The sequence below is a fragment of the Methylolobus aquaticus genome, from assembly GCF_054172105.1.
Map to the genome: position 1 here is coordinate 1 of NZ_JBSYXP010000025.1, position 26267 is coordinate 26267.

Sequence of the window (26267 nt, forward strand, 5' to 3'; positions counted from 1 at the left end):
GGCGCCACGGTCGGGATGCCGCGTGAGAAAGTCCGTCAACTGCAGAATGCGGCGCTGAAGCAACTGAAGCGGCTGGCACAGGAACAGGGCTATGACGCCGAGGTGCTGTTTCACTGAACTGACAAGTTATTCCGTCAGGCTGTGACGCCCCATCACGGCCCTCCAGCACGGCGTCCGAGCGACTACCAGGGCTTTCAGTGGCCGTCGTACCCGAGTGGATCACGACCCGCTGAGTGAAATCGAGGGATCGATGGCCTGCCCCCGTGAGCGCAGCAGGGGCGCGGCCGACAGTCGCATCAAGCACAGGGAACGACAGTTCACTCCCGGGTGGCCTGCGTCAACGCATAGTCCCTTCGCGGCCACCGTCCATCCCGGACATTGCTCCAGTCATCGCCAGCGACGCGACGGCGTCGAACAGCAGGACGTTCATTGCCGGGTCGCCAGCCAGGACGGACGAGAAGCCGACATGAAGCGTTCGAACATGTCTAGGGGTCCTCTTTCCCAGGGCTAGTCCGTACTTTCCAACCACACGACTCGCATCCTCCGCTTGCAACCCTCGCTTGATCGAAGGACTATTCCGCGAACTCTGCCGATATCCGCGTTGGCCGGGGCACGACCACTTGCCTGGAGCGGCGGCAATCAGTGTGGCAGCAGTGGAATGTGGGGAGGTCCTGCCGATGCATGCCGAATTTTCGGACGACGAAAGCGCTGCGCACCTTTTGGTCGGACGAGCGCGCACGGCTCAGGCGCAGATCGAGGCCTATCGCCAGGACGAGGTCGACGCGCTGACGACGGCCGTTGCGTGGTCGGTTGTGCGTCCCGATCGCGCCGAAGCGCTGGCGCAGCTCGCCGTCGAAGAGGGCGGCTTCGGCAACTTCGCCGACAAAGTCGTCAAGATCCGCAACCGCATCATCGGAACGCTGGCGGACATGGCGGGGCTGCGAACCGTTGGCGTGGTCGAGGAGATCCCTGAGCGGGGGCTGGTAAAAATCGCCAAGCCCGTCGGCGTCGTCGCGGCGCTGATCCCGACGACCGGGCCTGATGCGACGCCCCCGCTGAAGGCGTTGCTCGCGCTGAAGGGTCGGAATGCCATCATCGTCGCGGCCCATCCGCGCACCCAGCGCACCACTGAACTGGCAGTGCGCTATATGCGCGAGGCCTGCGAGCAGGTCGGCGCCCCGGCAGATCTGATACAAGTGATCGCGCCACCCTCGCTCGGAAAGACCCAGGCACTGATGCGCCACGCCGACCTGATCGTCGCGACCGGCGGAGAGGCCATGGTCAAGGCCGCCTACAGTTCGGGGACGCCGGCCTACGGCGTCGGTGTAGGCAATGCGGTGCACGTGGTCGATGAAACCGCGGACCTCGATGACGCCGCGAAGATGATCGCCGCAGCCAAGACCTTCGACTATGCGACCAGCTGCCTGGCCGACAACGCCCTCGTCGTCGAAGCCTCGATCTACGACGACTTGCTGACCCGGCTCGGCGCCCTGGGCGGGTACCTGTGCGGGGCAGACGAGAAGGCCGCGCTGGGTCGCTTGATGTGGCCCGACCCCGGTGCGCACGTTCCCGCCCTGGCCGTGATCGCGAAGTCCGCGCCGGAAATCGCCCGGCTGGCCGGCATCACGGTGCCCGACAGCACACGTTTCCTGATCGTCGAAGAGGAGGGCACGGGTCCGGGTTACCCCTTCTCCGGCGAAAAGCTGTGCGTCGTGCTCGCGGTCTATCGCTACCAGGGTGCGATAGACCGGGCCGTGGAACGGGTGAACGCGATCACCGACTACCAGGGGCGCGGACATACCTGCGGTATCCATACCCGGTCGGACGAACATGTCGACGCGCTGGCGTTCGGTACCCGGACCGCACGCGTGATGGTCAACCAGAGCCTCAACGAAGGCGCCGGGAGCGCCCGCAACGGCTTGCCCTACACGCTGAGCCTCAGCTGCGGCACCTGGGGCCGCAATATCACGACCGAGAACGTCAACGCCCGTCATTTCGTCAACCTGACCTGGGTGTCGCGCCCGATAAAGCCGCGTCCGATCAGCGAGGATGCCTTGTTCCGGTCCCACTGGGAACGCTACGGGCGATAGGCGAGCCAATGGCAGCAGGCACCGCCGGATATGACTATGTGATCGTTGGTGCCGGTTCGGCCGGGTGCGTGTTGGCGAACCGCCTGTCGGCCGATCCGGCCTGCCGGGTGCTGCTGCTCGAAGCCGGCGGCGAGGACGATGCGCCTGCGATCCGCATTCCCGCGCTGTATCCACAGCTGCAGGACGGCCCCGCCGATTGGTCCGACCGGACAGTGCCGCAGCCGCATCTGAACGGACGCCGGATCTTCATGCCGCAAGGGCGGGTGCTCGGCGGCTCGAGCAGCATCAACTACATGATCTACATCCGGGGACATCGCGCCGATTACGACGCCTGGTCCGCGGACGGAAACCCGGGCTGGAGCTATCGCGAGGTCCTGCCCTATTTCATCCGATCCGAGTCCAACCGCGCGTTCGCCGGCCCTTTTCACGGCGTGGACGGGCCGCTGGTCGTCGAGAGCCACCCTGCCGGAAATCCGTTGGTGGAACGCTATCTCGCCGCGGCGCAGGAGATCGGCATTCCGTACAACCCGGATTTCAACGGGCAGAGCCAGGAAGGCTGCGGTCCCTTGCAGGCGACTTATGATCGACGTTCCCGCTGCAGTGCCGCCAATGCTTACCTGCATCCCGCACGGACACGGCCGAATCTGACGGTCCTGACGCACGCGTATGCCACCGGACTCCGCTTCGCGGGGAGTCGCGTGACGGGGGTCGATTTCCTGCACCGCGGCACGGCGGAAAGCGCGGTGGCCACGCACTGCGTCATTCTCTCCGCGGGTGCGATCCGCTCACCCCAATTGCTGCTGCTTTCAGGCATCGGTCCCGAGGAGGAACTGCGGGCAGCAGACATCCCGGTTCGTCTGCACCTGCCCGGTGTCGGCTGGAACCTGCAGGATCATCTGCACACGCGCGTTCGTTGCGAAATCACGCAGCCCTTGAGCTTTTCCGCGCTCGGGGCCGATGCGCGTGCAGCAGCCCTGCGTGCCTACGAGACCGACCTTACCGGCCCGGCCGGTTCCAACGCACTGGAAGCGGGCGCGTTTGTCAGGAGCCACCCGGACGAGGCCGTCCCCGGCCTGCAGCTATTCTTCCTGATGAGCCTGTCCCCGGATTACCCGGAGGCAGGCTATGTCCGGCGCCATGGCGTGTCGCTGACCTCCTATGTCAACCGGCCGGTCAGCCGCGGTCGCGTCACGCTGGCTTCCGCCGACCCGCTGGACCGTCCGGTCATCGACCCCAACTATCTGGATGGCCCTGAGGATCTGAGGTGTGCGATTGCCGGTGTTCGCTGGAACCTGGAAATCCTCTACGCGAGCGCCTTCGATGATATCCGCGGCAGGGAGATTGCCCCTGGGGTCTATACGCGCAGCGACCGGGACCTCGAAGATTTCGTCCGCAGGGCGGCCTCGACGACCTGGCACCCCGCCGGAACCTGCAAGATGGGCCGCGGCGATCGCGCCGTCGTCGATCCGGAACTCCGCGTGCGCGGTATCGACGGCCTACGCGTCGTCGACGCGTCCATCATGCCGACCCTCGTCGGCGGCAACACCAATGCGCCGACCATCATGATTGCCGAGAAGGCGGCCGATCTGATCCTGCAACGACATCACCGTGATGTGTGACCACCGCGTCGATGACTCGGCGCTTGCCCCTAACCGGAAAAATCCACTTGTCAACCGAGAACAAATACGGATTGTCAACTGAGAGTGGAGGGCGTATTTTCTCGATTCGGCCCATCGATGGCTTGACATGTGGCCGGAAGTGCCGGGAAGCACCAAAAGAAGACGGATCTACCGAACAAGACGCATCGGGCCCTAGAGGCTGGGGAGGGGAGCATGAAGATTCGCGGCCAGGAGATCACGATACCGACTAGCATGGTTGGCAACTATCCGAACCCGCGCTGGTGGGACGCCGAGTTCGCGCGCGCTTTCACCGGCGACCAGGAACCGCCGGACGCGCTGGTGCGCGAAGCGCTGGAAGATGCCGTCGGCGCGATCGCGCGCGACCAGGAGAACGCCGGCCTGGACATCATCGCCGATGGCCGGGTCCACGGCGACAACTACGCCGATCAAGCCCTTTACTACTACCTTCGCCGCCTGGGCTACAACCTGAAGGGCGGTCATCTCGGTTTTCCGATTTACAGTCGTCTGCACGCAGGAACGCTCGACCAGGCGATTCGCCGGCACGGCGGCATCATGGTGGAACAGGCGCGCGCATTGAAGCGGGCTACCCGCAAGCCGATCAAGGTGCAGTACACGGGGGTTCAGGTGCTGGCCCAGTGCACCAATGACCTGCATTACAAATCCTCGCGCGAACGCGCGATGGCCCTCGCGGCGGCCATCAACGAGGACCTTCGCGAGATCGATCGGCTCGGCGTCGATTTCATACAGCTCGACGAATTCACCTGGCCGTACGGATTTGAGGATTGGGCGATCGAGGCGTTCAACCGCGCGGTCGAAGGCGTATCGAACGCCCAGATCATCGTCCACGTGTGTTGGGGCAACTGGGGTGGAACGCCGGCATATCTTCCGGACGATACCGCGCAGTCGGGCGAGATCTTCGATCTGACCAAACGCCGCGGTAAGGAGCCATCCGCAACGGCATCGGTCGTGCCGAAAGCCTATCAGGCCAAGATCGACGTGCTGAACCTGGAAAGCTGCGGTCGGCGCGGCGACGACATGAGCGGCCTCGACGTGCTGCGGGCCCATCCCTTGCCGCCGAATGTCAATTTCTGGGCCGGTGTGATCGATGTGAAAAGCACCATTACCGAGACCGCCGAGCAGGTCGCCGAGCGCATCCGTCGCCTGCTGGACGTGATCCCGGCGGACCGGCTCGGCGTCACGACCGACTGCGGCCTGATCCTGCTGCAACGCTATATCGCCATCGACAAGCTGCACGCTCTGGTTCAGGGGACCGAACTCGTGCGAGCGGAACTAGCCAAGAAAGCGGCGGCCTGACGGGTCATCTAACACGCCGCCTTTAGCGAGGTCGCCCCGGTGCCGGTCTACCGGCTGGAATGCCCCGATTGTGGCCACACCTTCTCCGGCATGGTGCTGTCCGGCACCCGGGAGCCGGAGGAGTGGGTCTGCTCGGCCTGCGGCGGGAACCGCGCCCGGCCCCTACGCGATACGCCGCCGGTCCCGCATCCGCTGGAGTCCGCGCTGGGGGGCGGATGCCCCTGTTGCGGCGCTCCAGTGCACGACCCGAACAAGGCTTGAAGCCTGGACGTTGCCGGGGTAACCGAAGTGGTCGATGTCAGCGAGGCGCATTGGTCGACGAAACGCTGGGCGGAAGCCATCGAGGCCCGACTTATGGCCGGCACCGGGGGCGATCCGTTGTTCAACATCCGGCATGGCGATACCCGTGAGTTTGACGCGATCTTCCTGGGCGGCGGCGCCGGAGGCCGCTTCGGCGCCGCTTACCTGCGTGCCATGGGCGGGCGACCACTGATCATCGACCGCTGGCCGTTCCTCGGCGGTTCGTGTCCGCACCATGCCTGTGTCCCGCACCACGTCTTCTCGGACGTCGCCGCGCAGCTGATGCTGGAGCGCACCTTTTCCGGAAAGCTGTGGTTCCAGGATTTGCGGGGCAAGACCGTCTCGATGCTGGACATCGTCGAGATGTTCCGGCGCGGGCGCACCGGCCCCCATGCCTTCATGAATTACCAGAGCGCGGAACAGTTGGAGCTGGAATTCGTGCTCGGCCAGCCCGGCCGCCTGGTGGATGCCCGCAGCGTCGCGGTCGGTGAGCAGGTCTACCGCGCCCGCAACCTCGTGCTGGCCACCGGCGCGCGAGCTCGGCCGCTGCCGGGTGTCGGTGATGGACTCGGCGGCGTGTTCAACTACGCGACGCTGGTCGACGCGCTCGACTACGAACCCGGCCCGGTGGCCGTCGTCGTCGGCAGCGGCAAAACTGCGATCGAGTACGCGTGCTTCTTCAACGCAACCGGGCGTAAGACCTTCGTCGTGTCACGGCAGCCGCCGCTGACCTTGTTGCCCGATGGTGAAACGCGCCGGTTCCTGATCGCGCGCATGGAAGACCAGGGCATCGAATTCGTGAACCCTGCGGAGGTGATGTCGTGCGAGGACGATGCGAGCGGTCGCATCCGCGCAGTGACGCTTTCCGGGTCGCACGGGCCCCGGCGCATCGCGACCGATTTCCTGTTTCTCGGGCTGGGGGAGCGACCCAATTCCGAGGAGGCTCACGCGGTGCTCGGCGTCGACCTCGACGACGACGGTTCGGTACGGGTCGATGAGCGGATGCAGACCTCGGTGCCGGGCGTTTACGCAGTCGGCGACCTGGTCGGCCGGCCGATGGAGATGTTCAAGGCGCGCAAGGGCGGGACCTGCGCGGCGCGCAACATCATGGGGGAGGACGCGCGCTACCAGCCGCGCGACTATCCGGATTTCCTGCATACCCACTACGAGGTCTGCTGGCTGGGGCTCGGCGAAGAGCAGGCGCGCGAGCGTTACCGCAACATCGTCGTGTTGAAACTGCCGCCGGACAACCCCGACGGGCACACGGTCGCCCTGCCCGCGGGTGATCGCGTGATGCTGTACGCGTTGATGAAGCCGGAGCTGTCCGGCTTCCAGAAACTCGTGATCGACGGCGATTCGCGGCGCATTCTGGGCGCCTTCCACGTCGGCTATGGCGCGAAGGACGGATTCCAGTATCTGGCGCCGATGGTCCGGAACGGGTTAACGGTGGACGAACTCGGGGAGATGGATGAGCTGTTCCTGAATCCGTCCTATTTCATCCAGTTGTGCCGCTTGCGCGCCGGCAGCCGGATCTTGCGCAGCCTGTGACGACGGTGACCGGGCGACTGGCCGGCAAGCACGCCGTGATTACCGGGGCCGCCGCGGGTCTCGGCTTCGCGATGGCGCAGTTGTTCGGTCGGCAGGGTGCGCGCGTCGCGTTGATCGACTGCGCCGGGGACAAACTCGCTCAGGCATCGGACGCACTCCGCGCCGAGGGTATCGATGCGGACGCCTATCATGCCGATGTGGCGCATACGGAGGCCGTCGAGCAAGCCTTCGCGGCGATCCGCGGCCGCTTTGGTGGCGTGATCCACGTGCTGGTCAACAACGCGGGGATCGCCGAATTCGCCGGCGTCGAAGAGACCGAGCCCGAACTCTGGCATCGGACCCTCGCAGTCAATGTGACCGGCACCTATCTGTGCGCGCGTACCGCGCTGCCGGCGATGCGCCGTGAAGGCGGTTCGGTCGTGAACATCGCCTCGATCGCCGGCGTGATCGGTATTCCGCGGATGGCGGCCTATTGCGCCTCGAAGGGCGCGGTCATCGCGCTGACCCGGCAAATGGCAGTCGATTACACCGGGCTCGGCATCCGCGTGAACTGCCTATGCCCCGGCCGCGTCGCCGGGACCGACCTCGACCGCGCGATCATGGCACGCGACTCGGACGAGGACACCCGCGACAAGATCGCGAAGTACCCGATCGGCCGCTTCGGCCGGCCGGAGGAGATTGCCCAGGCCGCTTTGTTCCTCGCGTCCGACGAGGCGAGCTTCGTGTCGGGGACGGCCTTCTGCGTCGACGGTGCGATGACCGCCCTATGAACGCCGTGGTCTACACACAAGCCGACAAACGGACGGATCTGGAGACTCTGATCGGACACATTCGCCCCGGCGACTGTCTGGCGATCGGCGGCGGGCTGTCGTCCCGTGAGCCAATGGCGGCGCTGCGGGCATTGATCCGGGCGGGTACCGGCGATCTGGAACTGATCGGCTCGGCCCACGGTATCGACGTGGATCTGCTGTGCGGAGCCGGGCTGGTTGCCGCCAGCGCCGAATCCTATGTCGGCTTCGAGCAGGATTTCGGTATGGCGCCGAACTACCGCCGTGCCTGCGAGTCGGGGACGGTCGCGATCAGGGACTCGTGCTGCTACACGCTGGTTCAGCAATTGCGCGCCGCGATCGCCGGCCTGCCGTTCCTGCCGATCCGCTCGGTCAAGGGCAGCGGGTTTCTCGACCTGCACCCGGAGTTCAAGACGCTGGAATGTCCCTACACCGGCGAGGATCTGATCCTCGTTCCGGCCCTGCGCCCGGACGTCGCGATCCTTCACGCGCACTACGGCGACGCGCACGGCAACCTCCACATCGCGGGGCCCCCGGTGGCCGATCGGCTGTTCGCGCGGGCGGCAAGGAAGGTGATCGCGACGGTGGAGCAGATCTTGTCGACCGAGGAACTCCGGCGCCTCGGCGTGACGGTCCCGTATTTTTACGTGACCGCCGTCGTCGAGGTCGCCTACGGCGCGCATCCCACGGCCTGTTACCCGTTCTATGGCTACGACCGCCCACATACGGTGCACTACCACGCGTGCGCCAGTGCGGGTGCCGAACGTTTCGAAGCCGAGTATCTGCAGCGTTTCGTCTACGGATGTCCCGATCATGCCGCCTACCTGGAGGCGATCGGCGGGAGCGCCACCCTTGAGCGTCTGGCCTCCTGGAAGGATGGACCCGACGCGTGGATGAAACTCTATGCATGAGCCTAGAGGTGATCGCTGCAGTCTGGGCGAAGCGCTGATCTATCGGATCGCCCGCACGATCGAGGACGGCATCCTGGCCTTTCACGGCTTCGGTTCTCCCCTCGTGCAACTCGCGCTGCACGTGGCCAAACGTACGCATGCACCCAACCTCGTGCTCGTTGCGGGCGCTACCTACGCGGTCAACCCGATGCCGCCCTTTCTGGCACCGACCAGCAATGATTGGGTCATGGATCGCGGCGCCGAATGCCAGCTCGACATCGAGGAACTGTTCGATCTGGCGGCGGCCGGTCGTCTGGGGCGGATGTTCCTGTCGGGACTGCAGATCGACCGCTGGGGCAACCTGAACACGACCCGACTGGGCGTAGACGAATTGAAACTGAAACTCCCTGGCGGGGGCGGCGGCTGCAATCTGGCCTGTGACGCCCGGCACCTGACACTGTGGACCGTGGCGCACCGCGCGGTGTCGGACGGCCGTGGCCCGCGACGTTTCCGTTTGGTCGAGCGCTGCGATTTCATCACCAGCCCCGGACATCGGGCTGGAGACGGCCGCACCCGGCAAGTGCAGGGACTGATCGGCGACGGCCCGGACTGGTTGATCACCGAACTCGGCGTGTTCGACTTCGACGCCTCCGGACACCTGCGGCTCCGTGAGGTCTTTCCGGATGCCGACGCGGAGTTGGTGCAGGCGAACACCGGATTCGAACTCCCGATCAGCGAGCCTGTGGCAACCACCCCGCTGCCGCCCGCGCAGGTCTGCGCGCTGATCCGCAGCCTTGATCCGCTGCGGATTCACGAGCGGGAGCTGCGGCCTGAGGACCGGTCGCGGACTTTTTCAGGTCCCGATTGCCGCCCGGAGAGACACGCATGAACGGCGCGGTGCTGGAGGTCGGCGGTCTCAGGACGACAAAGAACTTCGTGCCTCTGCCGTACCGGCGGGTCAGCTTCCAGCCTTATGCCGGCCCGATGACCATGGATGCGATCGAACGCCATCTGATGGAACGCGAGGTGTACCGGCGGACCGACGTCGTGGTGCTGCACGACCCGGGCTCGCGCTACGCCGTCGCGGCGATTCGGCGCGACGGCGCGGAGGATCTGTTCAACCGCGTCGTGGCCGTCGAGGTACTGGCGCTGCCGGACTCGGCCGTGTTCGCCCACGCACCGCAGATCGATCCCGCCAACCGCTCGGCGCTGGCGCGGCTGGCCCGGGAGCTCGGCGTTGGACCCGATGGCACCCTGATCGTTCAGGGGGCCTTCGATCACATCAACCTGATTCACCATCCCGACCCCCTGGTGGTCCGCGTCGTCGAGGTCTCGCCGCCGGCCCCGCCCAAACTGCTGGCCATGGCCGAGCAGGTGCTGAGCTACGCGGATCTGCCTGCGATCTGTCTGGAACTGGAACGCATCGAACTGCCGGCGCTGTGCCAGGGCAGCGCACCGGAGGCCTTTCTGGTTCCCTGTCGCTCCGGCGGTCTCGACGACCTTGGCGCTCCGGTCTACTTCCTCGACGAGCGGCCGCCCGAGCGGAAAGCCTGGACCCTGATCGGTTGCGAGCGCAGCCTGCAGTTCCATCGCCATTACTACGGCGACGAGCCGCCCCGGATCGAGATGTGTCCGCGCAAACTCGCCACGTTCTCCACGCAGCCGACCCTGGTGAAGTGCTGTCTGCTGGAGTTCGATCTCGAGCAACAGGGGAAGACGGTCATCGTACCCTGGGGATCGGACCTCCCGATGATCGAACGTGCCCTCTCCCTGCTCGCAATGGAGTCGCGCGATGACTGAGCTGGCCTGGGACGCCATCGTCGGTGGTCTGATTCGTGACCGGACCCGCAAGCCCCGCGACCGGGGACTCACCATGGTCATCGACACCGGTGTCGGAGAACGCCGTCTGCTGGATACCCTGGAGCAGGCCGCCGCCTTCATCGACCACTGGAAGTTCGCGTTCGGCACCTCGGTATTCCTGCCGCGCCCCTTGCTGCAACGGAAGCTGGGATTGCTGGCCGATCACGGCATCCTGAGCTTTCCGGGCGGAACGCTGCTCGAAGTCGCCCTGGTCGAACACCATTGCCACGACTACATGAAGCACGCGAAGGACCTGGGATTCAGTGCCATCGAGATCTCCGATGGCACGATTCCGATGCCGGCGGTGCGGCGCAGGAACATCATCGCCTGTGCGCGTGATGCCGGGCTCGTTCCGATCACCGAGGTCGGCAAGAAGGACCCGCGCGCGCAGCCGTCCGCCGAACAGATGGCCGAGCAGGCGCTGACCGACCTCGAGCACGGCGCCGAGTGGGTCGTCATGGAGGCGCGAGAGTCGGGGCGGGCCGTCGGCATCTATGATGAGCACGGACAGGTAATCGACGACACGCTGACCACGCTTTGCGCGCTGCTGGGCGATGCGACTCGCCGCCTGATCTGGGAAGCACCCTTGGCGGCGCAGCAGACCGTCCTGATTCGGCGCTTCGGCACCAACGTCGGGCTGGGGAACATCCCGGCCGATCAGATCCTGGCAGTCGAGTGTCTGCGATGCCGCCTGCGCTTCGATACCCTGCACTGGGTCACCGACGAGTTGCTGCGCACCGGTGCCTGGGATCCGGCGCGGATCGAGCCGAAACAGGACGAAACACCGGTGAAGCTGAATGTCCATAGATCCTGACTACGACCCTGCCGTTGGTGTCGCGAGCCAGGTGCTCGAGGTCGGCTCGCGCCTCGCCGAGGGGCCGTCGGCGCGCTTGGTCGACACGGTATTCCGGCGGGAACTCGCCGATCAGGCCGGGCTGTTTGCAGCCCTCGGTCTGACCGACCTGGCGCATACGCTGGCGATGATCGAGGTCGGCGTGATTCCCGCCGCGGAGGGCAGCGAGTTGCTCGGCGCCCTGCTGAAGCTCCAAACCCAGCCGGAGGACTTCCACGCCGACCCGATTCGCGGGGATCTCTATACCAACCGCGAAGCCTGGCTTGCGGTCAGGACATCGGCGGCCGGCTGGCTGGGCATAGGCCGGGCCCGGCGCGAGGCGACCACGACCGCGTTCCTGATGACACTTCGCGCGGGATTGCTGGATCTCGCCGATGCATCAACCCGATTGGGCCATACGCTGACTACCCGAGCATCGGAGTGGCGCGAGGCCTTGATGCCGGATTACACGTATTTGCAGGCGGCGCAGCCGACGACATTCGGCCACTATCTGGCCGGCTTCGCGGAACCGCTCCTGCGTGACGGCGACCGGCTTCGCGGCGTCTATGCGCGGGTGAACCGATCGCCCGCGGGGTGCGGCAGTACCAACGGGTCGAGACTGCCCCAATCGCGCGAACGCCAGGCAGAGCTGCTCGGCTTCGACGGGCTCGTGGGGCATGCCCGCGATGCGATGTGGCAGGCCGATCTCCCGATCGAAACCGCGGGTCTGATGACGACGATCCTGATCAATCTGGACCGTCTGGCGGAGGATCTCCAGATCTTCGCCACCCGCGAGTTCGGGCTGGTCGAACTCGATGACCGCCACGCGCGGGCCAGCAAGATCATGCCCCAGAAGAGGAACCCGTTCGCGCTGACGCACGTTCGCGGCACGGCCAACGCGATGATCGGGACCCTGGCGGCGACCGCCGCGGCTGCCCGCACGCCCTCCGGCCAGCCGGACAACCGCCTGGGCCTGTACGGCGCGATCCCGCGCGCGGTCTCCGACACCTGCGAGGCGGTGCTTCTGCTCGACGAAGTGGTTGCCGAGCTGCGCTTCGACGCCCCGCGCGGCCTCGAGTTATTGGCGGGCTGCGATGCCGCGGCGACGGATCTCGCGGAGGTGCTGGTGACGGAATGCAGTCTGGATTTTCGCCAGGCGCATCGGCTGGTCGGCACTCTGGTGCGACAGACCGCCGGGCTGCGGCCGCTGTCCGCGCTGAGCGTGAACGAGCTGTCCGCCTGTTCGATCGAAGTGCTCGGCTTCCGGGTCGAGCTGACGCCTGCCGCGCTGGTCCGCGCGCTGGATCCTAAAGCGTCCGTCCACGCGCGCATCGGGCCCGGCGGCGCCGCTCCGCCTGCACTGGATGCGGTGCTCGCCGACCAGCGTGCGGGGTTCTCCGAGATTCGGGCATGGACGGCCGAGCAACAGGAGCGACAACGGGCGTCCGAGGAATCCCTGCTGCAGAGGTGCCGGGAGCGATGCCCGACATGAGCGTGCACATCATGGATTCGGCCATCTTCGGCAATTCCTGGGCGACCCCGGAGATGCGTGCGTTGTTCGAGGAACCCTCGGTCGTGGCCGGCTGGATCGAGGTGCTCACCGCACTCGCGGCGACCGAGGCCGAGTACGGCCTGATCCCCCAGCGCGCGGCCGACGCTCTATGCGAAGCCTGCCCGCGGATCGCGCTCGACGATCCCTTTTTCGCCGAAGTCCGGCGCGGTTTCGAGCAGACCAATCACTCTCTGCTGGGCTTGATTCATGCGCTGCAACGCCGCTGTCCCGGTGACAGCGGCGAATGGCTCTGCTACGGCGCAACCGTGCAGGACATCACCGACACACACAACGCCCGCGTGCTCAAGCGAGCCCATGGCCTGATGCGAGAGCGCCTGGACGGGCTCGTCGGTGTGCTCGCGGGGCTCGCCGCACGCCATCGAACGACCCCGCAGTGCGGCCGAACGCACGGCCAGCCGGGGCTGCCGATCACATTCGGCTACAAGGTTGCCGGCTGGCTCGACGAGCTCCTGCGCCATCGGCAACGGATCGTGGAGATCTCACCCCGCCTCGCCGTCGGGCAGCTCGCCGGCGGCGTCGGCAGCCTGTCTTCCTTCGGTCCGCAGGGACTTGCGGTGCAACGGCGTTTCCTGGAACGCCTGGAACTCGCCGTGCCCGCCATTTCGTGGACTGCTTCGCGCGACCGCCTGGCCGAGTGGCTGAACCTGCTGACCTTGCTGTCCGCGCTCGGAGACCGTATCGGGCACGAAATCTACAATTTGCAGAGACCCGAGATCGGTGAACTGCGTGAAGCCAGCGCGGCAGGCGTCGTCGGCAGCATCACGATGCCGCAAAAACGCAATCCCGAAATCAGCGAGCACCTCGGCACCCTGGCCCGGCAAGTGCGCCATGCCGCCGCGCAGATGGGCGAGAATCTGGTACACGATCACGAACGCGATGGCCGCGCCTGGAAGGCGGAATGGGCCATTGTGCCAGTGGCGTGTCTCGCCGCCGACAAGGCTTTGGCCTTGCTGCATGATGCGTTGATGCACCTGGAAGTCGACGAATCCCGCATGCTGCACAACCTGGAGGCAACGCAGGGGGCCGTGCACGCCGAACGCGTCATGCTCGCGCTGGCGCCGCGGCTCGGCAAGCAATCCGCCCATGCCCTGATTCACCGCCTCGCGTCGGAGGCCGCCAGCCGGGGCGTCCCGTTCCGGGATGCCTTTGCGGACTCCGAGGAGATTCGCGCGCAACTGGGCGACGAGGCGTTTCGAACCCTGCTGACTGCACGCACCGACACCGGCCACTGTGCCGAAATGGTCGATCGGGTTCTGCGAAGTATCGGGCCAGAGGCGAACCAATGACCCCGGCTGCTCAAGGCGCGGCCGGGGTTGACGCAACGGCCTGGAGTGCGCTGGAGCAGATCCCGCGCGTCGGGCTTGCGGAATTTCCGACCCCACTGCTTCCGATGAAGCGCCTCGGCGCGGCGCTCGGTGGACTCGACATCTGGTTCAAGCGCGACGATCTGATCAGCTTCGGGCTCGGCGGGAACAAGGTTCGCGGCCTGGAATTCCTCCTGGGCGACGCGCTGGCGCGGGGAGCCGATACGCTCGTGACCGGCGCTGGGTGCCAGTCCAACCACGTGCGAGCCACGGCCGCAGCCGCCGCGCATGGCGGCCTCCGGTGTATCGTCATCTATTGGGGCGATCCGCCCGCCGTCATCGATGGTAACTACCGCCTGACCCGGTTGTTGGGTGCAGAGGTCAGCTTTACGGGCGACTCCGACCGGGCATCGGTGGATCGCGGGATCGACGAGCAGTGCGCTCGCCTCCGCGCGACCGGCCGGCGACCCTATGCCATACCCCGCGGCGGAGCCTGTGCGCTGGGCACTCTGGGGCATGTCCTGGCAGCGCGCGAACTTCTCCTGCAATGCCAGATTCAAGGGATCGAACCGGACGCCATCCTGCTTGCGGCAGGCTCGGGCGGGACTCACGCCGGCTGGCTGGTCGGCAACGCCCTGCTCGGTTACCCCTGGGCACTCCAGAGCGTCGCCGTCAGCCGGGACGCCGAAGCCACCCGCGCGCAGATTCAGCGGTTGGCAGCGGAAGCCGCTTCGCGGATGGGAATATCCGCACGACTCGCCGCTGCGGCTCCTCCGATCGTGCATGCGGGGTTCCTCGGTGAGGGGTACGGTATCCCCAGCGCCGAGGGCACGGATGCGATCCGGCTGGTCGCACGCACCGAAGGGATCCTGCTGGACCCGACGTATACCGGCAAGGCAATGGCTGCCCTGATTGCTTTGCGGAAAGCCGGCCAGCTGCCCGTCCGCTCCGTGGTGTTCCTGCATACCGGGGGCGAGCCCGCCTTGTTCGCCGGCGATGGCACCTGGTTGCCCGACCGCGCCACTTCCAGTCCGGAACCCTCGTGCGTCTTGTAATCGTGGGCGGTGTTGCCGCGGGTACCAAGGCCGCCGCGCGGGCGCGCCGGGTCGATCCTGATCTCGCCATTACCCTGTTTCAGGACGAACCATGTGTTGCCTACAGCGGTTGCGGCCAGCCTTATGTGCTCGGTGGTGCGATAGCCGAGCCCGATGCATTGATCATCCGGCGTCCGGAAGACTTTGCGCGTGACCGCATCGATGCCCGGGTTCGTCACCGGGTGACCGAAATCGACCGTGCAGGCCATCGCGTTCATGTCCACGATCTTGAAAGCGACCAAAGGGAAACAGTGCCCTACGATCGGCTGATTTTGGCAACGGGTGCCCGCGCGATCGTTCCGAAGGTGCCCGGCATCGACCTGGCGGGCGTTACGGCTCTGCGCGGCATGGCGGCGATGCATCGCTTGCTGGCCTTACTGGATGAGGCAACGACGCGACAGGCGGTGGTCGTCGGCGGGGGATACGTCGGGCTCGAAGTTGTGGAAGCTCTGATGATGCGCGGGCTCGACGTCTGCCTGCTGGAACGCGCCGACTATTTCCCGCCGCGCGTGGATCCGGAAATTGCCCCGATGGTCCGCGGCCTGTTGGATCGGAAAGGGGTCAGGATCATCACTGGCGAGAGTCTGATTCGCATCAATGGGCGGGGCGATCGCGCGGAGTCAGTCCTCACCTCGGGCGGGAACACCCTGCCGGCACAACTCGTCGTGCTGGCCCTGGGCGTGCGGCCCGCAGTCGAACTGGCGGCCGCGTCGGGCATCCGAATCGGTCCGACCGGGGCCATTGCGGTGGATGAACGAATGGCAACCAGTGCGCCGGACGTCTTCGCCGCTGGAGACTGCGCCGAATCTCGGCACCGCGTCACGCAGAATGCGACCTGGCTACCGCTTGGAGACAACGCCAATCTCCAGGGGCGGGTAGCTGGCGAAAATGCGGCGGGGGGCGATGCGCGCTTTCCCGGTGTGTTCGGCACCAGTATCTTCAAGTGTTTCGAGCTTGCGGTTGGCGCGACGGGGCTCACCGAGGCTGATGCCCGCCTGGCGGGTTTCGATCCGATCACCGCGCTTATTCAGGCGCAAGACACCGCGCGCTACTATCCCGGGGCCAGACCGCTAGCGTTGAAGCTGGTTGCCGAAGCGGGATCCGGGCGCCTGCTCGGGGCCCAGGCAGCCGGCACCGGCCGGGTCGACAAACTCATCGACATCGCAGCAACCGCGTTGCTGGGCAATCTGACCTGCGACGATTTGCAGAATGCGGATTTCGCTTACGCGCCGCCGTTCAGCCCGGTGCTCTCGCCGATCATCGTGGCCTCCGCACTGCTCGCTAGGAAGACGCGTGATAGGACCTGACATCGGATCTGGCTGCGACGTCGAGGCGGCGGGGCCGGGCGGCCACCGGAACTGGCCGCTTCGAGCCGATCGGCAACGCTGGAAAGGCCCGATCAGGGCAGCGACTCACTTAGCGGGACTTCAGGTTCCACAAAACGTCTTCTGTACCACTTCATGGGGCTCGGGGGGCAGGCTGTAGGCGCGAGTCTCGGCGCCATCGTCCCAGGGGCGGCTGAGTACCCGCAACAGTGAGTCGAGTGGATCGAGATCGCCGCTCACGGCGGCATTCAGCGCGGCCTCGACCCGGTGGTTACGCGGGATCACGGCGGGATTCGCGCGGCGCATCGCGGCTGCCCGTGCTTGCGGATCGCCCGCTTCGCTGGCCAGGCGCGCACGCCAAAACCCGAGCCATGCGTTGAGGGGTGCGGCATCGGCGAGCGGGGCCGCATCCGGCCCGGCCGTTCCCGCCGCGGCGTCGCACAGGCTGCGGAAGGTGTTGGTGAAGTCGGCCGCGTTCTCCGACATCGCCAGCAACAGTCCGTCGATCAACTCGGGATCCTCGTCCCGTGCTTCGAAGAGACCGAGCTTGGCCCGGAATCCGGCAAGGTAAGCCTGTTCGAAGCGCGCGGAGTAGCCTTCGATCAGGTCCTGGGCCACCGCCAGGGACGTGTCCGGGTCCGGATCCAGCAACGGCAGCAGCGACTCGGCCAGACGGGCGAGGTTCCACTGCGCAATCCGGGGCTGATTGCCGTAGGCGTAGCGTCCGCGGTGGTCGATCGAACTGTAAACTCTGTTCGGGTGATAGGAATCCATGAAGGCGCAGGGGCCGTAGTCGATGGTCTCGCCGGCGATCGAGGTGTTGTCTGTATTCATCACGCCATGAATGAAGCCGACGCCGAGCCAACGGGCGACGAGTTCGGCCTGGCGTCCGATGACGGCCGACAGAAAGGTTCGGTAGGGCTGCTCCGTCGCATTCGCCTCCGGGTAGTGGCGAGCAATCACATAGTCGGCGAGCCGCCGCAGTCCGTCGACGTCATGGCGCGCATGGAAGTACTCGAAGGTGCCCACCCGCACGTGGCTGCGTGCGACCCGCGTCAGCACAGCTCCCGGCAGCGCGGTCTCGCGCACGACCTGCTCGCCGGTTGCGACGGCGGCAAGAGAACGCGTCGTCGGGATCCCGAGAGCGTGCATGGCCTCGCTGAGGATGTATTCCCGCAGCACCGGACCGAGCCAGGCCCGGCCGTCGCCGCCGCGCGAGAAGGGGGTGCGCCCGGAGCCCTTCAAATGAATGTCGAAGCGCTCGCCGGAGGGGGTCAGTATCTCCCCCAACAGAATCGCGCGGCCATCGCCGAGTTGTGGCACGAAATGCCCGAACTGATGGCCGGCGTAGGCCATGGCCAAGGGCGCCGCGCCCTCGGGCACGCGGTTGCCCGAGAGCACGGCCAGACCTTCGGGCGAACGCAGGGCATCCCGGTCCAGTCCGAGGCTCTCTGCGAGCGCCTCGTTGAGTTTGACGAGCCGTGGCTGCGCTACCGGAACCGGAGCCAGCCGTTCGAAGAATCGCTCGGGCAGTTGCGCGTAGGTGTTGTCGAAGGCGAAGGTCATGAAGGCTCCTGGGTAACGGGACTATGGATGGAATCAGGGCCAGACCCGCTCGGTTGGTGCAGCTTCCTGGCCTCGTTGGACCGCTTCTGTCCGCCAATTGCTCGATGAACGACACGACGGACGCGTCCGGCCAAGCCTGTCGGGGGCGAGCGCGTCGGTCCCAACCCCGGGGGGCGCCGCGCGCACAGGTCGGCTTCGGCCGCATGGATCAGGCGATAGCCTACCAGTTCATGCCAGTCTGGCATTCTGTCGAGCAGCGCCATGCACGACGGTGCCACCTCGGGCATGTTCGCCGTGACGGTTTGGTTCAACTCCACCGCCGGGGTTGGTGCCACACGCATCTGCATGGTCTGCCCGGATCGTCATTCGCGCGGTGCGCACGTGGGCAGGCCAGTTCGGTCCTCTCAATCCTGCTCGGCAGCGGTCTTCAGTTGGGCAAGACCGGCTTCGAAGTCCTTCCCGCACATTTTTTCCATGCTGTAGAACGTCGTCATCAGCTTGGAGGGGTAGGGCATCGGGCCGAACATCGCCCAGGTCACCTGCGTCGCTGCACCCCGCGCCTGCAGAGTGAATTCCACCGTGTTGTGGGCTTCGAACGGCTTGATGAAATCCAGTTTGATGACGATCCGGTTCGGCGGCGACGCCTCGATGATCTCCATGCGGCCGGTGCCGACGTTTTTGTTGCCCTCCCAGGCATAGGCCGCGCCCTTGCCGCTGTCGGTGCCGCTGAAACTGCGCCGCATGCCCGGATCCTTTGCTTCCCAGGGTGACCAACGGCTCCACGCGCGCAGAACGTTGATCCACGCAAAGACCTTCTCCGCTGGTGCCTGGATGACGATGCTGCGCTCGATACGGAAGGTGCCGGGCCGGGTCGCTGCGTATACGAGCAACGCGGCCACCAACACCGCGATGCCTATCAGTGTGTTCGCCAACATAATAACCCCTCGCTATTCGACGATGATCATCCACGAGACCCCGAAGCGATCGGCGACCATACCGAAGCGCGGCGAAAAGAACGTTTTGCCCAGCGGCATCTGCACATGCCCGCCTTCACTCAGCACTGCGAACAGACGGTCGGCCTCGGCCTCGTCGGCCGCATTGAGCACCAGCGAAAAGCCCTGAAAGTCGGGTTGCTGTGCAGATCGGTCGTCGGAGGCCATCAGCGTCGTGTCGCCGATACGGAGGCTGGCATGCATGACCTTGTTTTCCCAGCCGGGCGGCATCTGGCAGTCGGCCGTTGGCGGGTCCGGGTTTTCGCTGAAACGCATCAGCGCTTCCACTTCGGCTCCCAACGCCTCGCGGTAGAAGGCGAGCGCTTCGTCGCAGCGGCCATCGAAGAACAAATAGGTTCTGACATGCATGGGCTTTCCTCGCGGTTGGGTACGGTTGGTCATGACCGGCCGGCATTCGCCAGCGCGGCGGCTTGGCGGCGCAGGAGCGGTTCCTGCCCTCGCAACTCGGCGGTCAGTTTCGGCATAACCATTCACCCCCCCCTTTGCTGGGAAGTGGGAGCGGGCGGGGAGGTGTGAACCGTTACAGTTCCGGCAGGCACGGACATTTCACGGGGGCCTTCGTTGCGTTTTAGCGGTCGATCGCCGGGCCGTCGCTGGGACGGAGCTTATCCGACATCCCTGTCGATCCGGGAGGACAGAATGCCTGAACCCATACCGGATTTGTGCTCGCCGCAGGCTGCATGCGTTGCCTAAGCGGTCTGCTCGGCCGACATCGCCGTCTGGCGCTGAGCGTAACGGAGGCCGCCGCGCAGCGCTGCAGGCCGACACCGAGCCTGGAAAAGACAGCCCGAGCGGGAGCAAAGGGGCTGCCGGCTGTCTAAAGACCAGCGGAAGCAGCATAGAATCAATCTTGGTCGCCGGCGCTGGCCGGTAAGTCGGGAGTCCCTTGCGATGATGGGTGTATCTGAACAGCGCGTCCCGATATCCCCGCGGCGCGGCATCCGACGCACCAGCGAGTCGAGCGCGACCGCCATCCCCATGGCCTGGCACCGCCTCGTTCGGGGAGGCGCCAGGCGGCAAAAATGTTGCCCGGTCGCACGCATTGGTATGGAATTCCGCAGGCCCTGGTCGAGAACGAGGATGTGCTGAGAATGTGGCGAAGCGCTACCGTTATCGCGGGACCGACGAATGAACCGGGGCCAGCCCTTCGATCATGCCGGGACATGCCTGTGGCCGATGAAGTTCGTGTCGCGATTGCATCGGACGACGATGTTCTGACAGCCCGTCAGCAGGCGCGGACGCTGGCCGTTGCTCTGGGCTTCTGGTCCGTCGAACAGACCTTCATCGCGATCGCCGTGTCGGAACTGGCGCTCAACATACTGCAGTATGCCGGGCGCGGCGACATCGTGCTTGCCGAGGGAGAGCAGCGGGGCGCTCGCGGCATCATCATCGAGGCGCGCGATGAAGGACCGGGAATCGCCGATACCACGTTGGCCCTGCGCGAAGGCTATTCGACGAGCGGTCGAGCCGGTCTGGGCTTGCCGGGCGCCAAACGCCTGATGGACGAATTCGAACTTCGGTCGGAGCGCGGCAAGGGCACCACGGTGACGATGAAGAAATGGGTGAGGTGAAGCCGGATGTCACCTCGCGCGCTCCCGGCGGTTGACCCGCGCGCCGGTGTCGGCAACCTTTCCCACCCGGCGGGATGACAGGGCTGCAGTGCCGCGAACGTCAACCGGATTTGAGCACCGGCACGGGGCCAATGCCACGCTCTGACTGAGGTAACTCGGGAGGCGAGCATGACTGACGACAGTCCGTGGGTTTCGGCCGAACTGAGGCCCCGCTACCGAGCGGCCGTAGCAGACTACCTGTCGGGCGCGTCGGATGAAGCCCGGCTGCGGAGCTACGAACTCGGTTGCCAGTCCGTCATCGAGAAAGTGACGGCGCCGACCCTGGCGGCCGTGCATCAGCAAGTGGTGCATGAACTCTGCCGCGAGTCCGCCGCATCCCGGCTTCCAGACGAGGCACCGCCCACGCTTGACCACCGCCTCCAGCAGACCTCGATCCTGCTGGAGACCATTCTGTGCGGTTACGAAGAAGCGCTGAAGATTCGCAATGCCGCCTACGAAAGCGTCCTGGAGGACCACCGGGCGCTGTTGGAGGCGGATCGTGAAAAGGACCGCACGATTGCCGAGTTCCAGCGTGACAAGGTCGAAGTGCATCGGATGCGCGCCGAGTCGGAGCAGCAATCCGCTCGACAAGACGCCGAACTCACTGCAGCGCGCGCACGACTGCAAGCAGAGATCACGGAGCGACAGCTGACCGAGGTGGCCTTGCGCGAGAGTGAGGCGAGATTCCGCATCCTCTTCGAACGGGCGGGCCTCGGTATCGCGCTGCTCGACAAGCTTGGGCGCATCCGGGAGAGCAATCCCGCCCTGCAGCAGATGCTGGGGTACGACAGCGACGAACTGCATGGCAAGACCGTGTTCGATCTGACGGCGCCGGACGACATGGAAATCACCCGCCGCTGGTTCCAGGAACTGGCGGAAGGGCAGCGCAGCGAATACCGACTGGAGAAGCGATTCATCCAGAAAGCGGGGACCGCGGTCTGGGTGCGCAAGACCGTATCGGGTGTTTACGCACCCGCCGGCGAACTGCAGTTCGCGATCGGCCTGATCGAAAACGTGACCGAGCGCAAACTGGCCGAAAGAAATCTGTCGGAGAGCGAAGCCCGCTTCCGGCAGGTGGCCGAGATGACCGGCGAGTGGATCTGGGAGCAGGACGCGGAAGGGCGTTACCTCTACTCGAGCGCCGCGGTGCAGTCCATTCTGGGCTATAGCGCCGGCGAAGTTCTCGGGAAGTTCTATTACGACCTGTTCACCGAGGCGGATCGCCACCGCGTCGCGCCGGCCTTGTCATCCCTGCTTGCCAGCAAAGAGACCTTCCATCGGATCGTCAACCGCTATCAGCACCAGCAGGGACACGAGGTATTCACGGAGTCGACCGGGGCGCCGATCCTCGATGCCGAAGGCAATCTGGTGAAGTGGCGGGGGGTGGATCGTGACGTCACCGAACGCAAGCGGTTCGAAGATGCCTTGCGGTTGCGCGATCGGGCCATGGAGGCATCGAGTGTCGGCATCATCATCACCGACCCCCACCAGCGCGGCAACCCCATCATCTACGCGAACCCTGCCTTCATCGCGATGACGGGTCACGCGCGGGATGAGGTGATGGGGCGGAATCCGGGGTTCCTGCAGGGACCGGACACCGATCCCCAGGCGATCGAGCAGATCCGTCAGGCGCTGCGCGACGGGAGCGACTGTCACCTGACGCTGAAGAACTATCGCAAGGACGGCAGCGAGTTCTGGAACGAGTTGTTGATCTCGCCAGTCCGGGACGATCAGGGCAGGCTGACGCATTTCATCGGGACGCAGACCGACGTTACCGCGCTGCGGAGGCTGGAGGAGGAACGTCACGAGATGGAAATCGCCAAGCAGATCCAGTTGTCGTTGCTGCCCACCGCGCCCTTGTCCGGAAATGGGGTCATGGCAGCGGGGATGTGCCTGCCGGCGACCCATGTCGGCGGCGACTATTTCGACTACTTCAGTTCCGGCACAGCGGTCGATGTCGTGATCGCCGACGTGTCCGGGCACTCCGTGGCCGCGGCGATGATCATGGCGGAAGCGCGCACGACGCTGAAGCTGGAAACCCACCGGATGATGCGCGATATGACCGGACCAGCGCGGAGTGCGGCTGCCATCCTGTCCCATCTGAACGAACTGCTGTTCGCTGATCTGAACCGTTCGGATCGCTTCATCACGATGTTCTACGCCCAGTACGACTCGGCCACGCGCGAGTTGACCTACGCCAATGCCGGGCATAACTGTCCGTTGCTGTTGCGGCAGGGGAGCCGTGTCTGCACCGAACTCGATGCCGAGGGACTGATACTGGGAGTCCAGGAAAACCCGAATTTCGAGGAGCGCCGGCTCCGCCTGCAGTCGGGCGATACCCTGCTGTTCTACACGGACGGCATCACCGAGGCGCAGAGCAAGGGGGGAGAATTCTTCGGCACCGACCGCTTGCGCGCCGTTTTTGCGGAACAGACGGAAGCCGCGCCCCAGGATATCATCGATGCGGTCATCGCCCGTCTCCAGAGCTTCTGTGAGAGCAGGGCTTTCTCGGACGACGTGTCGATGGTGGTGCTGAAGCTGACCTGAGTGGCCGGGGGCCGGCCGCGAAAACCGCGGGTAGCGTGGGGAATCTATCGGCGCCCCACCGGGTCCAACGGGTGAATCACACAGCAGGTGCAACGTGAGCACATCAGACGAATTGCTCCGGGAGCCGATGCCTGTTCCGGTCGTCGAAGCCGGTGCGGAGCATGGCCCGCATGGGGAAGCCGAGCCAGCGCCCCTGTTTCGGCGCCTGCATGTCGTGTGGGTGCTGGCGGGTTACAGCGCGGTCTATCTGCTGGTGCGCGCCTATGAAGGCCGCTATGGCTGGTCGGCCGGGCTGGACGCCTTCGCTCCCGAGTTCGAGACCTACTGGATGAACTTCATGTACACCAACCTCGTGCTCGAAGTCACAGTAGGCGCCTTGCTGTGCGGATGGCTGTGGCGGACCCGGGATCGCAACCTGGAGCTGTACTGGGCGCGGTTCATCGCGACCGAGACGCAACTGGCGCGGCGCGGAGGCAGCGGCCTCAGGGAATTGCTGTGGAAAAGCCGGGACGCCGCGTTTGTGACCTTGGCGCCGCGCGAGGAACTGCGCCGCAACCTGACACATCTGCTGTGGCTGATGGCCTACGCCTGGGCCATCTACTGGGGGAACAGCTTTTTCACCGAACAGGACGGCACCTGGCACCAGACAGTCGTGCGCGACACGGACTTCACACCCAGCCATATCGTGGTGTTCTATTTGAGCTATCCGATCTACATCATCACCGGGTTCGGCGCTTTCCTGTATGCGCGGACGCGCCTGCCCTATTTTGCCAAGGGCTTGTCCGTGCCCTACCTGCTGGCGGTGATCGGTCCGTTTACGATCCTGCCCAACGTGGGGCTGAATGAATGGGGCCACACCTTCTGGTTCATGGAGGAAGTCTTCGTAGCGCCACTGCACTTCGGCTTCGTGGTGTTCGGCTGGTTCGCGCTCGCCATTTGCGGTGTACTGTCCCAGGTTTTTTCCAGCATCGCGTATCTGATCAAGGCCGATCTGTGCCCGGATCTCTGATCATCGATGCCGTTGGCGAGCCGAGACCAGGGTCTACGCGGGCGATCGACCCCAGAAGCTTGAGTACAGTGGACGCCGGGCTCGGGGGAGTGCATGCTGATGCAGGTCCGGTAGATTCAGGTTTGGCCCAGGCCAGTGGCCTGACCATTTAACAGCGGGGGCGGTCATGGGGATACCAGAGATCGAAGTCGACGTCGTCATCCCCGGCCAGACCCGCTATCTCGCGATGGTGGGGAATATCGGGGAACAGATCGCGAGCGCGATCGACCGCTACTCGGGCGACCGTGACCTGCTGGCTTACAGCTTGAATCTTGCTTTGACCGAAGCGGTGGTCAACGCCATCGAGCACGCCGACCCGAACGGACCTGAGCACAAGGTTCACGTCCACATTCGCCTGGCCGACGAGGATCTCAGGATGACCGTGTGCGACCAGGGTCATGGGTTCGATCTCGACACACTGCCGGCGCCAGATCTCGACGAGATGCTCGAACGCGGGCGCGGCCTGTTCCTGATCCGGAACCTGATGGATTCGGTTGCCTCTTACCGAACCCCGGACGGCCACGTGTTGGAGATGACGAAGAGCCTGGGGTGACGCTCCAGGCGAAAGGACAGTGTTTCTCAGGACAGAGTTTCTAAGGTGTCGGTCAGCGCGGCGCCGCCTTCACTTGCGGCAGGCATCGTGTGAGTGGGGCGGGGGGTTCCTCGGGCAGGACGGCAAGCACGGCGGCTGGCTCAGCAGCGAAGTCCTGCAGCGCGGCAACCCGCGGCTCGGGCAGGGCAATGCAGCCGGCGGTGCCGGTCGTGGGATTTTTCCAGACGTGAATGAAGATGCACGAACCGGCGCGTGTCGCGGCGCTCGTGGGGTATTGCACGACGAGCCCACGGCGATAGAGCGGGCCGCTGCGCATCATCTCGACGCTCACGCCGGGCCCGATGCTCTGGCGCGCGGTGATCGTGTTGTAGGCAGCCGAGCGAGGGTCGTCGACGCAGACCGTGTCGGGTTGGAGATGCAGGTAGTCCGGCAGCGGAGACGGAGCGAACCCGAATGGCGGTCCGAACGCGAAGATACCTGCCGGCGTTCGCTGGTCGCCTTCGCGCTTCACCGGATCGCGGCGGCGCTTAAAGTGCCTGAACGCCTGGGCCCAGGCCGCGCCCTTGGCTCCCAGCATGACCGGTTCTGGTGGTAGCAATGCGCGCCAGATGTCGTCAACGCCTTGCCGTTCGAATAGCCGCAAGGTCGCCGCGGGCGAGGACATCGTCGTGAAGGTGACCAGCGCGAGGCGCCGTGCGCCTTCCAGCAGGGCAGGGCAGGCGTCGGCCCGAACCGCGGGCGGCATCAACCCAGCGCCGCAGGCAGCCAGCACCAGGAACAGGCGCTTCACACTGTAACCCTGGCCCTCATTACAAGTCGTCCGCAATCACTTCCATCGCGATCAGTTGCTCCCGCAGCGCCATGTGGGCATGGAAGCCTTCGTCGGGGCTGTAGAGTGGGTCGCCGTAAAGCGCTGCGGTGGCCGCGTCGTCGGACATGTACACCCGGCACAGTTGCAGATCGGCCGCAATCGCTGCGACGCAGGCTTCGAACTCCGAGAACGGTTCGGCGTCGTAGACGCCGTCTCCGAGCAAGTAATCCGCTCGATACAGTGTCGTGTCCCAGCCATGGGCCTCGCCCAGCGTGAAGATCGCGGCCTGTTCGCTGCGCGCAGCGGCTGACTCCGGTGCGTGTCCTGCTGCCGCGAGCAGTTGCCGCGGCGTCGCCGTCCCGAAGATAAGCTTCTCTCCGGTATGTCGGGCGTGGACCTTGCGTGCCAGGTCTTCCTTGTCGAAGGCAAACCAGGCGCGGGGATTCCCCTGATGCGGAAACTCGACCACGTAGATCATCTGTATATCCTGTAGCGCAATGACGCCACGCCCGAAGTGCAAGGGGCCTGGGTCGATTAAACCAACAAGTGCCCGGGTTCGGC

The 26267-nt window shown here is 65.5% G+C and carries 23 protein-coding genes; 18 read left to right on the forward strand and 5 right to left on the reverse strand.

Going from position 1 to position 26267, the window contains the following annotated elements:
* Nucleotides 1-677 precede the first annotated feature (677 nt).
* The 14 genes from ACW73L_RS21125 to ACW73L_RS21190 all read left to right on the forward strand — a co-directional run bounded on the left by ACW73L_RS21125 (nucleotide 678) and on the right by ACW73L_RS21190 (nucleotide 16540).
* Complete coding sequence (locus ACW73L_RS21125) at nucleotides 678-2090, forward strand: aldehyde dehydrogenase family protein (protein WP_498924532.1); 1413 nt, start codon at nucleotides 678-680, stop codon at nucleotides 2088-2090.
* Between the two features lie 8 nt (nucleotides 2091-2098).
* Complete coding sequence (locus ACW73L_RS21130; protein WP_498924533.1) at nucleotides 2099-3709, forward strand: GMC family oxidoreductase; 1611 nt, start codon at nucleotides 2099-2101, stop codon at nucleotides 3707-3709.
* Between the two features lie 213 nt (nucleotides 3710-3922).
* Nucleotides 3923-5044, forward strand: coding sequence for a cobalamin-independent methionine synthase II family protein (locus tag ACW73L_RS21135; protein ID WP_498924534.1), 1122 nt, complete (start codon nucleotides 3923-3925; stop codon nucleotides 5042-5044).
* A 39-nt stretch (nucleotides 5045-5083) separates the two neighbouring features.
* Nucleotides 5084-5305, forward strand: a complete 222-nt coding sequence (locus ACW73L_RS21140; RefSeq protein ID WP_498924535.1) for an FmdB family zinc ribbon protein — start codon at nucleotides 5084-5086, stop codon at nucleotides 5303-5305.
* 27 nt (nucleotides 5306-5332) lie between these two features.
* Nucleotides 5333-6892, forward strand: a complete 1560-nt coding sequence (locus ACW73L_RS21145; protein ID WP_498924536.1) for an FAD-dependent oxidoreductase — start codon at nucleotides 5333-5335, stop codon at nucleotides 6890-6892.
* Entirely contained in the window at nucleotides 6889-7662 is a 774-nt protein-coding gene (locus ACW73L_RS21150; protein WP_498924537.1) for an SDR family NAD(P)-dependent oxidoreductase, read from the forward strand. The genes ACW73L_RS21145 and ACW73L_RS21150 overlap by 4 nt, the downstream gene beginning before the upstream one ends.
* Entirely contained in the window at nucleotides 7659-8591 is a 933-nt protein-coding gene (locus ACW73L_RS21155) for a CoA transferase subunit A (RefSeq protein WP_498924538.1), read from the forward strand. The genes ACW73L_RS21150 and ACW73L_RS21155 overlap by 4 nt, the downstream gene beginning before the upstream one ends.
* Nucleotides 8584-9459, forward strand: coding sequence for a CoA-transferase subunit beta (locus ACW73L_RS21160; protein WP_498924539.1), 876 nt, complete (start codon nucleotides 8584-8586; stop codon nucleotides 9457-9459). Before ACW73L_RS21155 ends, ACW73L_RS21160 begins: the two co-directional genes overlap by 8 nt.
* Nucleotides 9456-10370 carry an XcbA family protein gene (locus ACW73L_RS21165; RefSeq protein ID WP_498924540.1) on the forward strand — a complete coding sequence of 305 codons (915 nt, stop codon included), beginning with the start codon at nucleotides 9456-9458 and terminating at the stop codon, nucleotides 10368-10370. The genes ACW73L_RS21160 and ACW73L_RS21165 overlap by 4 nt, the downstream gene beginning before the upstream one ends.
* Complete coding sequence (gene comA, locus ACW73L_RS21170) at nucleotides 10363-11244, forward strand: phosphosulfolactate synthase (RefSeq protein WP_498924541.1); 882 nt, start codon at nucleotides 10363-10365, stop codon at nucleotides 11242-11244. Before ACW73L_RS21165 ends, comA begins: the two co-directional genes overlap by 8 nt.
* The gene (gene xcbC, locus ACW73L_RS21175) at nucleotides 11228-12754 is read left to right on the forward strand and encodes a 2-phosphosulfolactate phosphatase XcbC (protein WP_498924542.1); all 1527 of its coding nucleotides are present in this window, start codon (nucleotides 11228-11230) and stop codon (nucleotides 12752-12754) included. Before comA ends, xcbC begins: the two co-directional genes overlap by 17 nt.
* Nucleotides 12751-14121, forward strand: a complete 1371-nt coding sequence (xcbD, locus tag ACW73L_RS21180; protein WP_498924543.1) for a 3-sulfopropionylcysteine synthase XcbD — start codon at nucleotides 12751-12753, stop codon at nucleotides 14119-14121. The genes xcbC and xcbD overlap by 4 nt, the downstream gene beginning before the upstream one ends.
* Nucleotides 14118-15194, forward strand: coding sequence for a coenzyme M biosynthesis enzyme XcbE (gene xcbE / locus ACW73L_RS21185; protein WP_498924544.1), 1077 nt, complete (start codon nucleotides 14118-14120; stop codon nucleotides 15192-15194). The genes xcbD and xcbE overlap by 4 nt, the downstream gene beginning before the upstream one ends.
* Nucleotides 15182-16540, forward strand: a complete 1359-nt coding sequence (locus ACW73L_RS21190) for an FAD-dependent oxidoreductase (protein WP_498924545.1) — start codon at nucleotides 15182-15184, stop codon at nucleotides 16538-16540. The genes xcbE and ACW73L_RS21190 overlap by 13 nt, the downstream gene beginning before the upstream one ends.
* A gap of 120 nt (nucleotides 16541-16660) precedes the next feature.
* On the opposite strand, the gene ACW73L_RS21195 is transcribed toward ACW73L_RS21190, so the two are convergent.
* The 3 genes from ACW73L_RS21195 to ACW73L_RS21205 all read right to left on the reverse strand — a co-directional run bounded on the left by ACW73L_RS21195 (nucleotide 16661) and on the right by ACW73L_RS21205 (nucleotide 19485).
* Nucleotides 16661-18124, reverse strand: coding sequence for a protein adenylyltransferase SelO (locus ACW73L_RS21195; protein WP_498924546.1), 1464 nt, complete (start codon nucleotides 18122-18124; stop codon nucleotides 16661-16663).
* Between the two features lie 404 nt (nucleotides 18125-18528).
* Nucleotides 18529-19059, reverse strand: coding sequence for an SRPBCC family protein (locus ACW73L_RS21200; protein WP_498924547.1), 531 nt, complete (start codon nucleotides 19057-19059; stop codon nucleotides 18529-18531).
* A gap of 12 nt (nucleotides 19060-19071) precedes the next feature.
* Complete coding sequence (locus ACW73L_RS21205) at nucleotides 19072-19485, reverse strand: VOC family protein (RefSeq protein ID WP_498924548.1); 414 nt, start codon at nucleotides 19483-19485, stop codon at nucleotides 19072-19074.
* Between the two features lie 815 nt (nucleotides 19486-20300).
* Here ACW73L_RS21205 and ACW73L_RS21210 point away from each other — a divergent pair.
* The 4 genes from ACW73L_RS21210 to ACW73L_RS21225 all read left to right on the forward strand — a co-directional run bounded on the left by ACW73L_RS21210 (nucleotide 20301) and on the right by ACW73L_RS21225 (nucleotide 24895).
* Nucleotides 20301-20708, forward strand: coding sequence for an anti-sigma regulatory factor (locus ACW73L_RS21210; protein WP_498924549.1), 408 nt, complete (start codon nucleotides 20301-20303; stop codon nucleotides 20706-20708).
* 168 nt (nucleotides 20709-20876) lie between these two features.
* The gene (locus ACW73L_RS21215) at nucleotides 20877-23294 is read left to right on the forward strand and encodes a SpoIIE family protein phosphatase (protein WP_498924550.1); all 2418 of its coding nucleotides are present in this window, start codon (nucleotides 20877-20879) and stop codon (nucleotides 23292-23294) included.
* Nucleotides 23295-23388: 94 nt separating this feature from the next.
* A complete protein-coding gene (locus tag ACW73L_RS21220; RefSeq protein ID WP_498924551.1) occupies nucleotides 23389-24303 on the forward strand; it encodes a methane monooxygenase/ammonia monooxygenase subunit C in 915 nt (304 codons plus the stop codon).
* 166 nt (nucleotides 24304-24469) lie between these two features.
* Nucleotides 24470-24895, forward strand: a complete 426-nt coding sequence (locus tag ACW73L_RS21225) for an ATP-binding protein (protein WP_498924552.1) — start codon at nucleotides 24470-24472, stop codon at nucleotides 24893-24895.
* A 52-nt stretch (nucleotides 24896-24947) separates the two neighbouring features.
* On the opposite strand, the gene ACW73L_RS21230 is transcribed toward ACW73L_RS21225, so the two are convergent.
* Nucleotides 24948-25685 carry a L,D-transpeptidase family protein gene (locus ACW73L_RS21230; protein WP_498924553.1) on the reverse strand — a complete coding sequence of 246 codons (738 nt, stop codon included), beginning with the start codon at nucleotides 25683-25685 and terminating at the stop codon, nucleotides 24948-24950.
* 19 nt (nucleotides 25686-25704) lie between these two features.
* The gene (locus ACW73L_RS21235) at nucleotides 25705-26184 is read right to left on the reverse strand and encodes a hypothetical protein (RefSeq protein WP_498924554.1); all 480 of its coding nucleotides are present in this window, start codon (nucleotides 26182-26184) and stop codon (nucleotides 25705-25707) included.
* Nucleotides 26185-26267 lie beyond the last annotated feature (83 nt).